The following is a 12,571-nucleotide window of genomic DNA, read 5'->3' as shown; positions in this document are numbered from 1 at the left end:
GTGCTTCAGTGGGCGAAGTGCCTGGCCGCCGACTTGATCTCCACGCCCCCTTCGAGCCTCTTGCACACCGTCTTCAGGTCGTCCACCATCCGCGCCGCGAGGTCCCTGCTGAACCCTTCGCGCACCACCACGCGCAGCACCGCGACGTCTTCGGCGCCCTCCGGCATCGTGTAGGCCGGCACCTGCCACCCCAGGGACCGCAGCTCGTGGGAGACGTCGAACACCGTGTAACCGTCCGTCGTGTCGCGCTCGAATGCGAGCACCGGGATGGCCGTGCCGTCGCTGACGAGGCGCAGTCCGTCGATCTGATCGACCTGTTTTCCGATCCACACCGCGGTGTCCCGCAGCGTCTCCATGATCGCTTGGTATCCCTCGCGGCCGAGCCGGATGAAGTTGTAGTACTGGCCGACCACCTGGTTTCCGGGGCGAGAGAAGTTCAGCGTGAAGGTGGGCATGTCGCCGCCCAGGTAGTTGACGCGGAACACCAGGTCATCCGGCAGGTACTCCGCGCTGCGCCACACCACGAACCCGATGCCCGGATAGGTCAGCCCGTACTTGTGACCGCTGACGTTGATCGACACCACGCGCGGGTTGCGGAAGTCCCACTCCAGGTCGGGATGCAGGAAGGGGGCGACGAACCCGCCGGATGCGCCGTCGACGTGCAGTGGCACGTCCGGTCCGCCGTCCGCTGCCAGCTTGTCGAGCACCTCGGAGATCGCCCCGATGGGCTCGAACTCGCCGGTGAAGGTGGTGCCGAGGATCGCGCAGACGCCGATCGTGTTCTCGTCCACCGCTTCCCGTACCTGCTCGGGGGTGATGACATACCGGCCCGGCTCCATAGGGAGGTACTTCGCCTCCACGTCGAAGTAGCGGCAGAACTTCTCCCACACGACCTGCACGTTGGACCCGAGCACCAGGTTGGGCCTGGTGGCGTCCTGGCCGGCGGCCTCCCGGCGCTGCCGCCAACGCCACTTCAGCGCCAGCCCCGCCAGCATCACCGCCTCCGACGAGCCGATGGTGCTCACCCCGGTGGCCGTGGCCGGGTCCGTCTCGGACAGGCCCTGCGCGTGGAACAGGTCGGCCACCATCGCGACGGTCCGGGCCTCGATCGCAGCAGTCGAGGGGTACTCGTCCTTGTCGATCATGTTCTTGTCGAAGGACTCGGCCATGAGCTTGTCGGCCTCGGGGTCCATCCACGTGCTGACGAATGTGGCGAGGTTGAGCCGTGAGTTGCCGTCGAGCATGAGCTCGTCGTGGATGAACCGGTAGGCCGCCGCCGGCTCCATCTCCGAGTCCGGCATCCGCAGGCGTGGAATCGGATCGGTGCTCAGCCGCCCGGTGTATGCGGGGGCGATGGTACCGGTGCGGTTGGGCCCGCTGGTGCGTGGAAGCGTCATGGTAAGTGTTCCCTCCGTGGTTGAAGCATCAATGCCTGGTTCTCGAATGTGCGCGTGCGTGCCTTGCCTGTCACACCTCCACGGGCGGGTGGAGGCGCTCCATCGTGTACATGCGGTTGCGCCGTGCCGACAGTGACGAGTTCCAGCGCCGCTCCTCCTCGATGAGTTCGCGCACGCGCACAGACCGTTCGATCTCGTCCACTGCGTCCATCCGGACGATCATCGACTGCGCGAAAACATTGCGGGGCTGATTGTCGAAGCTGAGGATCGACAGCTCGCCACTGTGGATATACTGCCGCCCGCAAAGCGTGAGCATGAGCACGTGGCGCACGCAGCCGACCGGCGCCGGTATCACCATCACCCCGCCCGACGCGACGTCGAGGTCGAGGTCGAGGTCGAGGTCGAGGTCGACGGAACCGAATGAATGGCCCCACGGCCCTTCCACTGCGAGCCCACTCGCGGACACCGCGCGGCGTGCTCCGCGGTTGCGGCGCTGCCAATCTCAGCCATGATGCGAACTTAGCAGCACGACGGGCAGCATATGCCGCAAACGGAATAAGCCTGGCGCTTCTGACAGATCCGCGGGTCATGTGCGACCGGCAAGGACGGACCTGTCGCCCCTGAGGCTGTGCAAGTGCATGGCGATAAGGCTTCGGCTCACTTGAATCGGGGGCAGTCGCGGCATCGTTTCGGCTCTTTCGAAGTGTCCCGTGTTTGATGGAGGCAGTCCACACGGACGGACCTCACTGCTCCGCGATCTGCACCTGAGAGGCTTCACTTTCCGAGAACACCGCAGCAGGCCACTCAACTCAGCCTGGCAGATAATAGGGTAAGGCTTCTATCCGTGGAAGCGATCACACACTCATCAGCTTGGTCCCCTCAAGCGACGAGTTCAGGTCGTCGTTGAACTTCTTCACCGCCAGGCGCAACACCAGACCGATAAACAGGACAGGAAGGATGAACAGCAGGAGCCAGCCCAGGTCCTTCCAGTAGTCGCCTTCATAGATCCCGGCGATGGCCGCGCGCACGGCACTCGTCGCGTGGGAGACGGGGACGAAGGGGCTGATGTTCTGGAACCACTGTGGCAACACGGCCAACGGGTACGCACCCCCGCCCGCGGAGATCTGCACGACCAGCAGGAGGACTGCTATCGCCTTGCCCGCCTCCCCGAATGCCAGCACGAGCGTATAGGTGATGAGCGAGAAGACGAACGACATGACCCAGCCTGCGAGAATCAACAGGAAAGGGTGGGCGGGGCGGACACCGACAAAGCCGATGAGACCGGCAAAGAGAATCGTGCTCTGCAGGAATGCGAGCCCGCCGAATATCGCGTAGTGACCGAAATACTCCTGCCACGGGCGAAGCGGACGGCTCAGCGGCGGAAGAGCATCCCGGGATACCTCGGTGCGGATGAGCACCGACAGCAGCAGTGCCCCCACCCAGAGACCGAGCACCGAGTACAGCGGCGCCATCTGGGAGCCGAAATTGTCAACCTTGAACACCGGGATCGTATCCAGGCTGACCGGTGAGGCGAGCTCCGCGGCGAACTTCGCCGGATCGGAGCCGATGATCCGGGACACTTCGCTCAGATCGCCTGAGTTCGACGCATCCTGGAGGGCCTTTTCGAGCTGGGCGAAGGTACCAGCGGACTCGCCGAGGTCGCTCGCCAGCAGCCGGGCCGCAGTCTCGCCGTCCGACAGGCCCGCGCTCAGCGAGCCCGCGCCGGCGGCCAGCGATTGCTCCGCTGCGCGCAGATCCCGACCGATACCGCCGAAACTGCCCTGCACCGCTTGCAGGTCGGCAGCGAGACGGGCGAGCTGCGGTTGCAGGCTATTCGTGTACTGATCACGGGCGTCGGCGAGCGCGGACTGCGCGGAATCAACATCTTGGAGTATCGCATTGCGCGTTGCCTCACGATCCACGTTTCCCTGCGACGCGGAGGACGCAGCCGCGTCGAGCCGCTGCTTGAGTGCCTCCTGACGGTCGATGACGGCATCGACACGGTCCGCCAGCAGACCCACCGCCTCCCTGGTCACGAGGTCGAGGCCGGGCTTCGCTTCCTGGGCTCTCAACTGGTCGCGTAGCCGCGTGTACCCCGCGACCTGTTCATCCACCATCCCGGACGCCTGCGCGAGCCCGTCTCCAGCCGGTTGTGTCGCAGGCGCCTGACCGAGAATCCGGTTGATCTCAGCGCGAAGCGCGTCGTAGCTGTCGGCATTCACCGTGAAGACCTTGGACAACAGCTCCGAGGCCGACGTCAGCACGCCCTGCACCGAGCTCACGGACTCCGCCCCCCGACCGATCGCGCCGGTGGTGTCCTGGACCGCTTGAGATGCCGACGAGGCGAGAGAACCAGTGCTCGACAGGAGGGAATCGGCAGACGAGAGCAAACCCGCGAACATACCCGCCGTGCCGGCAGCGGAGTTCAACTGCACTGAGATCTTACCGACCGCCGACTCGAGGTTATCCAAGGTTTCCTGCGCGTTTGAATCCTCAAGATGCGTGGCCAGAGACGACACCAAGGCTAAGCCGACCTCGTCAAGCGTCTGCGTGAAACTTGTATTGATTTGCGTCGAGACCTCTGTCGCAGCCTCTCCGGTGATCAGCGACGAGAGCGCGTTCTTCTTCTCGTTCACATAGAGATCGATCTTCACAGGCGACGCGCCGGGCGACAGAAAAGTAAGCATCTTCTGACTGAAGTCCGGAGGCAGAACGATCGCTGCGTAGTATTCCTCGGATTTCGTGCCATCAATGGCCTCGTCCTTGGAGACGAACTGCCAGTCGATGTCGCTGTTGGCCCGCAGCTGTGATATCACTTGATCGCCCACATTGAGCCGCATCGGGAACAGATTGCTTTCAAATCCCTCATCGGCGCTGGCCACAGCGACTTTGAGGTTGCTGACATTTTCGAATGGTTTCCAGCTTGAAAGTACGTTGAACCATGCGAAGAACGAAGGGATCAGCACGACCCCGACGAGCACCATTGCTGGAATCACATTGCGTGTTGCCTGCCCGAAGTCCTGACGGATCAGGGTGACGATGTTGTTCATGCGTCCTGCCCCCGCAACTCCAGCTGGTCAAGGCGCGCATCGGATCGGATCGCGACCTCCTCAGCAGCCAGTTCGCGCTTCAGCTCATCATCGGGGAGGTCGGCCACCTCCGTTCCGTAGACGATGTTCTGACTGATGTATTCGACCAGAATGATCGCCGCCATGACAAGGAGACACAGCAGCCCCCACAGACCAAGAACGGTGGCCTTGGCGTCCGGGAATACAGTCCCGATCACGAACAGCACCACGGTCCCCACCAGGCCAATGATCAGCGCGGCACGCTGCAGGGCCTTGTGGTTCATGTCCAGCCAACTCCGATGCCTGTCGTTGTCGGCGCGGAACTTGTCGCGATTGGTCAATGCACGCACGAGTTGCGTGAGGCGACGTCGCGATCCCAATATCTGCACGTCTTCGCTCAGGAACAGCCCGGTGTCCGCCAATCTGCTGTTGAACAGCCGCGCAAAGTTTCCCAGACGCTGGCGAAGGAGGACTCCAAGGACAAAGGACAGTGCGGCAAAGAGAGTGAGAACGGCCATGTACCGGAGATAGTTGAGGCCATAGAATCCGCCGATGGTCTCACGCATCGCATCGATCCCGTAGGTGAAGGGAAAGAAGGGAAAAAGCGCCCTGAAGAAGTCCGGCATCATCTCTATCGGGTAGATGCCCGAGGCGCCGGGAATCTGCATGATCACCAGCAAAACTGCGATCCCCTTCCCGATGTAACCAAACGAGACCGACAGCGCATAGATGATCGACATGTAGACGAGCCCGATAAAGACACATGTCGCCACGTAGACGACCGGATTCACCGTCTGCACACCGATCAGTACGTTTCCGATACTCACCAGCAGGCCCTGGATGACGCTCATCACCGCGAACAGCAACCAACGGCCGAAGTACGCCTGCCTCACCGTCAGGCCTTCGACGTCCTCGGTATCAGCCTCCAGCTTGAACAGCACCATCAACACGAACCCTGCGATCCACAGGGACAAATTGGTGAACAACGGTGCCATCGCAGATCCGTATGCCGGCACCGGAAACAAATCGTTCTCATGGACCTGCACCGGCCCCGCCATGAACCCCGCGATCGACTCGGGGTCTAGCGAGGTCAGCTCGCTGACCTGGTTCCAGATGTCCGCAGCAGTGATCGCGTTCAAGTCGGTCTGCAACGTGGTGAGATCCGACTGCACATCCTGCAGATTACCGTCGAGCGAGGTCACGGCCGTATCCGTCTGGTCAAGCACTGATTCGAGCTCGGAGAGCATTCCCACGGCCTCGCTCACGAGCACACGTTGCGAATCGAGCGCCGAGGAGAAGGCGCCGACACTTGAGGACAACGAGGACATGGACTGGTTGAGGCTCGGGAACGTTCCGGCAAGTACGCCGTGCAGAGCGGAGGACGACCGCTCGACGGCCCTCATCGCATCTGAGGCCGCGGCAGTCTGATCGGTCACCGTCGACACGTCGGCGGTTGCGTCGCCGAGCATGGCCAGGAGCTCCTGATCACGAGTCGACTGCGCGGAGACCTCGTTGATCACTTGCCGAATCTGGGCCTTGATCGGTACTGCATCGGGAAGCGCGGCCTCCAACGGGCGCATCGTGGCCAGCAACGCCTGGTTGGCGTCTATCACTGTCTGCACATCCCGTTGCGCCGTGGTCAGCGCGGAGCGCGCCGCGTCGGCACCTCCGGCGACTTGCTCGATGCTCTGATTCAGGCGTGTGGTGGCGCCTGTGAGGTTCGACGCACCGGACACGTAGGCCCCCGTCAAAGTCTCCGAGAAGTCGAACAGGTCCCCCTGCACCTCGTTGACCAGGCCCTGCGCATCCGAGACCGCGTCGGTCACATCGCCGATGGCGGCGTCCACCCGCTCAAGGGCGGCCCTGGCATCGGAGACAGCTGCGGCACCGGGGCCGAGTGCGTCATGCAGCTCGGTCAGGCTCATGCGTGCGGCCTGAACCGTGGTGAGCGCCTGGTCCAACGCAGTCAATGTGTTACTGCGCGAGCCGATCAGCCATTGCCCGGTATCGATTCCCGCCTGTCGGGCCTCCGTGGCGATCGTCTGCGCCACCGTTGAGACGAACTTCGAGTTGATCTGCGTGTCCAGCGTCGATGCGCCGACCTCGGTGATCTTGGGGGCGATCGCGTTCGCCTTCTCGTTGGTGTAATACTCGAGCTGCGGCTGCACGAAGTCACCGGTGGTGATGGTCAGGAGATCTTTGCTGAAATCCGGCGGCATGACGATGGCGGCGTAGCTCGCGCCCGAGCGGACCGCGTCCATCGCATCGTCATGATCCATGAACTGCCAACCGAGCTGATCGTTGGTCTTCAGTTGGTCGACCACCTGCTCGCCAACGTTCACCTCACCGGTGAGCTCGGTACTGGCCCCTTCGTCCTGGTTGACGACGGCGACATTGATGTGGTCTGCATTCCCGTAAGGATTCCAGAACGCCACGATATTCACCCAAGCGTACAAGGCGGGAAGCACCAGCAGTCCGATTATGATCGCCCACGACTTCGGCGCTCTACGGATGCGCGTGAGGTCACGACGTAGCACCTTAAAGGCGTTGCGCATGCACATTCCTTCGCTGTTACTCGTACGGACACCTCACTGTTCGCACAGATAAGTGACGCCTAGGCCACACTTCGACCGCTACAGGCCAGAATCCGGTCTGATCAGCTGGCACGACTTGCCCAATCGGATGAACGTCCGCTTAGCTTACCTGCTCTCTTCACCAGCTTCTGCCGATTCGGCTCTTCGGCATCCGCGATGGCTTTCGCTCGCGTCGCATCAACAAGGCAGTTGACGATGGGTGACCGGGCGCGTATCGCGGCAGGCATCGGCCGCGACCACACGGTCGTCTGGCGCGAGTGGCAACGCAACACGACCATGACGCGCGGCTACACGCAGGTGCATACGGACAGCGAGGCCGGGAAGCGCAGGCGTCTGATCTGCGCAGCAGATCACGCACACCGCGCCAGCTCGGCGGCCGGTTGCGCCGCGTGGCTACGGACGCCGCCGGCCGGACCGTCAACCATGAGGCACACTCCCGGTGGATCTACGTGCTGCCCAAGGGCGAGTTCGCTTAGGCGGGAATCCTGTTGCGCTCCAAGCGGCCCCGACGCAAACTCCGTTAGTCGCCCGGCGAGCCCACGGGCCGGCGGATCGTCGGCACGGTCTCGATCGACGACCGCGCAGCGAAGTCCGAGTTCACAGCACCGCCAACCGACCTTTCCGAGGCCCTGGCCGGACCCCCGAGGAAGCGACGTGATCACCCGGTTCCCAGGCCACCGGCCTCCACCGGCTCGGGAACACCGGCGGGCTCCTCCCCCGCGCGTCCGACATAGAAGATCGACGCGACGAAGAAGCATATGGCGCCGATCATCGTGCCCAGGTTCGCCAAGTGGGAATCCGCTGTGGCTCCGTTCGCGTAGACGAAGCCGCCGATGGCGGACAGTCCGAAGGCGACGCAACCGAGCCAATTCGACCAGCCGCTTATCGTATCCCGGTAGATCAGCTTCATCAACTCATGAGAACGGATGAGGCCGAGCATCGCGAAGCACGCGCTCACCAGGAACGCGACCGAGCCCGCCGCGTCCGGCACCCACACGTTCACCTGCTCGCTCCGCGTGCCGTGCGCGGTGATCGCGGCACCCGTGCTCACGTTGAAAAGGAGGGTGCCGACGAACTGCGCGGATGCCACCAGCCACACCGCGCTGATCGCCCGGCTCCCTTTATAGGCGACGAAGCGCGGACCGGCCAGCAACAACTGGATGAATGCCGCCCCGGTGAAGAACCACGATCCGATGAAGAACACGATATTGGTGGTCAATGCCCCCATTACGGAGGCGAGCCCCGGCACTGCGCCCACGAAGAAGAAGGTGGAGCCGATGCAGAAACCAATGGACTGCAGTCGCAGTGTGGGGCGGATCAGCATGCGGTCACGATACCCGTCGGTCACGCGCGGTTCACCGATTCCGACGGCGGCAGGGTGAACAGCGTGACGATCCCCATGATGATGAGCAGGATCCCACCGAACATCGCGAACGTGGCCACGGCGACGCCGGGCATGGCCAGCACGATGATGCCCGCGATCACCGAGACCACCGCGCCCGCGATGTACAACCAGCGCGGGCCCACGGTGGCCCGGTCGCGTCCCGAGAACAGCGCCATGACGCCGTCGAGTATCCAGCTGATGCCGATGAACACCGTGAGCACCCACAGCGCCTTGCCGGGGTTGAACAGGCACACGATGCCGGCGGCGGCGACGAGCGCACCGAGGATCCCCAGCGTCCAACGCGTTCCGGTGGACAGGAAGTGCGATGTGATGGCGGTGGCGACGCGCACGACACCGCCGATCACCAGCCACAGGCCGAACAGCACTGCGATCGCGAGCAGGGTGGGGCCCGGCCAGAACAGCGCGATCACGCCGAGGACGATCGCCGCGATCGCCGACGTGATCAGCGCCGCCCGGATCGCCGCGCGCGCTTTCGACGCGGACTCCGGAAATCCGCGTTCCTCCGTGTACATCGCGTACATACCCCGACGCCCCTCATCCTGGAACTTGCACGGCACTGGAAACGGCCGTGGCTTCGGGGACCACATTGGCACAGCCGCAGCGGCCGCGGGGCGGTTCGAGGAGTACTGCGAGTCGACTACTGCGGGCCGGCTACTGGGGGTTGATCGCCAGCAGCGTCGCCCAGTAGCGCGCGTCCGCCTCCGAGAAGCCGCCGGCCTTCAGTGCCGCATAGATGATGTAGGACATTGCCACCTCCACTTCCGCGGGGCGCGTGGCCCCGTTCGTCTCACGGACACTACCTGCCGATGGCGTAGGTTGGTCAGCCCGCGCGCCTGCAGAAAGGACAACCCAGTGCAGCAGCCTGCTCGCGGCCGGCTCATCGGATCGCTGGTCGCCGCCGGATTCGGACTGATCTACGTGCTGGTCAACTCGTGGCCGCTACCGTCCGCCGCCGCCTGGGCCGTCCGCATCGCCGCCATCGCCCTCGCCACCGCGACGACAGCCTCGGTCGCGGTGGGCACCGTCCGCGCGTCCGACGGCCCCGGCGACGCGCGGACGGCGCCGCCGGGGCTCGCGCGCGGCTATTGGATGATCGTTGCGGCCGAGGTGGTGGCACTGTTCGGCGGGCTCGCCGTCATCAACGGCCTGCTCGACGCCCCGCGCGCCGGCGTCGCCTGGGTGTCCGTGGTCGTGGGCCTGCACTTCTTTCCGATGGCCCGCCTGTTCCGGCTTGCCTTCTTCCGCCTGATCGGCGGAGCCGTCGGCGCCTGCGGCGTCGCCGGCTTGGTGTTCGCGGGCCTGGACTCCTCCGGCGAGGTCACCGCCATCGTGGCCGGCGTGCTTCCGGGCCTGATCCTGCTCTGCTTCGCCGCGTGGGGTTCGACCCGCTGGTGGATCACTCCGCGGGCTGCGGAGCCATATCCTTGAGTGGCGACACCGGCAGGCCTCCCGGGTACGGCGCACTCACCCCGGCCGTGTCGAACGCCCGGCGGATGCGCCGGCGCAGCTCGCGCTCGGTGGCCCACTGCATGTTCGCGCGCGTCACCACCGTCATGCGCAGCGTCCACGAATCCGCGTCCAGCGCGTTGACGCCCTGCAACTCCGGGGCGGAGAGCAGGTTGGACTTCATCGGCTCCTCGGCCGCGGCCTCCTTGGCCGTCTCCAACGCCACCTTGCAGGCCAGATCGATGTCCGCGCCGTAGGACACCGGGAACTCCAGGAACGCGACGCCGAAGTCCTGGCTGTAGTTGCCCACCCGCATGATCTCGCCGTTACGGCAATACCAGATGGTGCCGTGCAGATCCCGCACCGACGTCACCCGGAGGCCGACGTTCTCGACGGTCCCGGACGCCTCGCCCAGATCCACCCAATCGCCCACGCCATACTGGTCTTCGAAGAGCATGAACAGGCCCGACAGGAAGTCGCGCACCAGCGCCTGGGCACCGAAACCCAGAGCCACGCCCACGATGCCGGCGGAGGCGATGAACGGCGCCACATTCACGCCGACTATCCGGAGAATGTCGAAGATCACCCACAGCAGCACCAGGAACGACACCAGCGACTTGAGCACCGAGCCGATCGTCGCAAGCCGCTGCGCCCGGCGCTCGTCGCGCTGTCGCTCCGCGCGCAGGTCCTCCGAGGTGCGTTTGCGCGCGTTCTTCTTGAGGATCGCGGCGGTGATCCCGCCGCCCTCCTCCACGTGCAGTGTGCCCCTGCCCCTCTCCATGCCGCTGCCCTCGCCCGCGGCCTGTTCCGCCGCAGCGAGCCGAGCGGCACGCTTCTCGCGTCGCCGTGCCCTGCGCGAGGTCGATCCCTCGCCGTCCGAGTTCCGTGTCACGTGATCGATCGCCCGGTGCAGCAGATACCGGACGATCAACGCGAGTACGACGGTGATCGCGATGTGCACGGGTTTGTCGATCAGCCATTCCTGGCCGGTGTCCGTCAGTCGAAAAGCTAGCTGATTCACGCCACGAGGCTACTGATGGACCACCGGTCGCCGAAACCGCCGCGGCCCAGCCCTGCGGTCCTGCGCCACGTGGCATGGTGGCAGCACGAAGCCACAAGCGGCCCGGAGGTCACGATGGACGATTCCCCTGACACCATGCGCGCGGTCTCCTACAGCGCATATGGCGGGCCGTCGGTGCTCACCCCCGGCCGCGTCGACGTGCCGCACGCCGGTGCCGCGCAGGTGCGCATCCGTGTGCGGGCCGCGTCGGTCAACCCCTTCGACCTGAAGAAGCGTGCGGGGATGTTCGCCGGGGACGCCGGAGCCCCGCCGCGGCCCGTGATCCCGGGAGTGGAGGCGTCCGGGGTGGTCGACGAGGTCGGCGCGGATGCCGTCGGAGTGGCTGTGGGCGACGAGGTCTTCGGGCTGGGGCCCGCCACTTTCGCCGAGCACGCCGTCCTGGAGCACTGGGCCGTCCGCCCCGCCGCCTGGACCTGGGCGCAGGCGGCGTCGGTGAGCACCGCGGCGGAGGCCGCCCTGCGCGCACTGGAGCTGCTGGGAGTGGGCGAGGGGGCGACGCTGATGATCGACGGCGCCTCGGGCAGCGTCGGTTTCGCCGCGGCGCAGCTGGCGCTGACTCGCGGCATCGCCGTGCTCGGCACGGCCTCCCCCGCCAAACAGGAACGCCTGCGCGTCCTGGGCGTCGAACCCCTCGACCACGGTCCAGGCCTGGACGATCGCGTGGCGTCCTTGGAGCCGGACAGCGTCGACGCGGTGCTCGACGCCTCCGGCAGGGGGTCACTGGACGAGCTCATCGCGATCGCCGGCGGCCCCGACCGCGTCGTGACGCTGGCGAACTTCGATGCGCCGGACAAGGGTGTGCGCGTGTCCTCCGTCCCCTCGGCGTTCGGCGCGTTGCAGCTGACCGCAGGGCTGGCGGCGGACGGCCGCTTCGAGGTGGTCGTGGACTCCGAGCACCCGCTCGACCAGGCCGCCGCCGCACACGCCCGTGCGGAGGCGGGCGCCGACGGGAAGGTCGTCGTACTTCCGTAGCCGCGGCTTCTAGGTGTGGATCACCTTGAATCGCGACTGTGTCGACGGATCCTCGCAGTAGCCGGTCTGCACCGGGCGGGTCTGGTGGGCACGGCAGGTCCAACCGTCGACGGTGATCGTGTTGCGGTTGCCGTGCACGGGGAACGCCGGGTCCACCACCGCGCGGGACCACACCGAGTTCAGGGTGTCGCAGTCCACCGTCCCGCCCAGGACCAGCCCCTCGGTGCCGGGCCGGCCGACGTCGCAGCGCGCCCCCGCGGGCAGCGGCGCGGCATCAGTGGCGGTGGCGGCATCAGTGGCAGTGGCGGCATCAGTGGCGGTGGCGGTAGCGGCAGGCGTCGGAGGGGCTTCGGACGCGGCGCCGTCGGTGGTGGACGCGCAGCCGGCCAGCGCCAGCAGACCGCCGGTCGCAAGGGCCAGGGTCAGAACTCGAGCGGACATCCCACCACGATAGGCACCGCGCACGCTGTGATCACGCGAACGGCGTGCCTCACCTACTTTGAGCGCGTGGCGCCGGGTGGTGCCTCACCTATTTTGAGCGCGTAGCCAGGAAAGCTTGCCCGATGTGGAAGGCAAGATCGACATGGCCGCGAGACGGCAGGTGACGA

The 12,571-nt window shown here is 65.5% G+C and carries 10 protein-coding genes and 1 pseudogene; 3 read left to right on the top strand and 8 right to left on the bottom strand.

The window, feature by feature from the left end; genetic code table 11:
• Nucleotides 1-5 precede the first annotated feature (5 nt).
• The 4 genes from gad to JJ683_RS14010 all read right to left on the bottom strand — a co-directional run bounded on the left by gad (nucleotide 6) and on the right by JJ683_RS14010 (nucleotide 7,020).
• Complete coding sequence (gene gad / locus JJ683_RS14025; protein ID WP_200175031.1) at nucleotides 6-1,397, bottom strand: glutamate decarboxylase; 1,392 nt, start codon at nucleotides 1,395-1,397, stop codon at nucleotides 6-8.
• A 70-nt stretch (nucleotides 1,398-1,467) separates the two neighbouring features.
• Complete coding sequence (locus JJ683_RS14020; protein ID WP_200175029.1) at nucleotides 1,468-1,863, bottom strand: hypothetical protein; 396 nt, start codon at nucleotides 1,861-1,863, stop codon at nucleotides 1,468-1,470.
• Between the two features lie 388 nt (nucleotides 1,864-2,251).
• Nucleotides 2,252-4,447 carry a YhgE/Pip domain-containing protein gene (locus JJ683_RS14015; RefSeq protein ID WP_200175027.1) on the bottom strand — a complete coding sequence of 732 codons (2,196 nt, stop codon included), beginning with the start codon at nucleotides 4,445-4,447 and terminating at the stop codon, nucleotides 2,252-2,254.
• Nucleotides 4,444-7,020: a YhgE/Pip domain-containing protein gene (locus tag JJ683_RS14010; protein WP_200175025.1), complete on the bottom strand. Its 2,577-nt coding sequence runs from the start codon at nucleotides 7,018-7,020 to the stop codon at nucleotides 4,444-4,446. The genes JJ683_RS14015 and JJ683_RS14010 overlap by 4 nt, the downstream gene beginning before the upstream one ends.
• 195 nt (nucleotides 7,021-7,215) lie before the next feature.
• Between JJ683_RS14010 and JJ683_RS19820 the strand changes: the two are divergent.
• Nucleotides 7,216-7,580, top strand: a pseudogene (locus JJ683_RS19820) (IS30 family transposase); the annotation flags it as partial.
• Between the two features lie 137 nt (nucleotides 7,581-7,717).
• Here the strand turns inward: JJ683_RS19820 and JJ683_RS14005 are convergent.
• Both JJ683_RS14005 and JJ683_RS14000 read right to left on the bottom strand, forming a co-directional pair.
• Nucleotides 7,718-8,383 carry a hypothetical protein gene (locus JJ683_RS14005; protein WP_200175023.1) on the bottom strand — a complete coding sequence of 222 codons (666 nt, stop codon included), beginning with the start codon at nucleotides 8,381-8,383 and terminating at the stop codon, nucleotides 7,718-7,720.
• Between the two features lie 20 nt (nucleotides 8,384-8,403).
• Nucleotides 8,404-8,985 carry an HdeD family acid-resistance protein gene (locus tag JJ683_RS14000; RefSeq protein WP_200175021.1) on the bottom strand — a complete coding sequence of 194 codons (582 nt, stop codon included), beginning with the start codon at nucleotides 8,983-8,985 and terminating at the stop codon, nucleotides 8,404-8,406.
• A 331-nt stretch (nucleotides 8,986-9,316) separates the two neighbouring features.
• On the opposite strand from JJ683_RS14000, the gene JJ683_RS13995 reads away from it, so the two are divergent.
• Complete coding sequence (locus tag JJ683_RS13995) at nucleotides 9,317-9,892, top strand: hypothetical protein (RefSeq protein ID WP_200175019.1); 576 nt, start codon at nucleotides 9,317-9,319, stop codon at nucleotides 9,890-9,892.
• Here JJ683_RS13995 and JJ683_RS13990 read toward each other — a convergent pair.
• Nucleotides 9,861-10,931 (bottom strand): mechanosensitive ion channel family protein, encoded by a 1,071-nt coding sequence (locus JJ683_RS13990; RefSeq protein ID WP_200175017.1) that lies wholly within the window; start codon nucleotides 10,929-10,931, stop codon nucleotides 9,861-9,863. The two genes, JJ683_RS13995 and JJ683_RS13990, sit on opposite strands and share 32 nt — an antisense overlap.
• Before the next feature lie 114 nt (nucleotides 10,932-11,045).
• On the opposite strand from JJ683_RS13990, the gene JJ683_RS13985 reads away from it, so the two are divergent.
• Complete coding sequence (locus JJ683_RS13985; RefSeq protein ID WP_200175015.1) at nucleotides 11,046-11,963, top strand: NADP-dependent oxidoreductase; 918 nt, start codon at nucleotides 11,046-11,048, stop codon at nucleotides 11,961-11,963.
• Nucleotides 11,964-11,972: 9 nt separating this feature from the next.
• Here JJ683_RS13985 and JJ683_RS13980 read toward each other — a convergent pair whose 3' ends face one another.
• A complete protein-coding gene (locus JJ683_RS13980) occupies nucleotides 11,973-12,404 on the bottom strand; it encodes a YgdI/YgdR family lipoprotein (protein ID WP_200175013.1) in 432 nt (143 codons plus the stop codon).
• Nucleotides 12,405-12,571: the final 167 nt, after the last annotated feature.

Source organism: Tomitella cavernea (assembly GCF_016599145.1).
Taxonomy (GTDB): domain Bacteria; phylum Actinomycetota; class Actinomycetes; order Mycobacteriales; family Mycobacteriaceae; genus Tomitella; species Tomitella cavernae.
The sequence above is the reverse complement of the archived record's forward strand: the minus strand, read 5'-3'. Positions and strand labels throughout refer to the sequence as shown.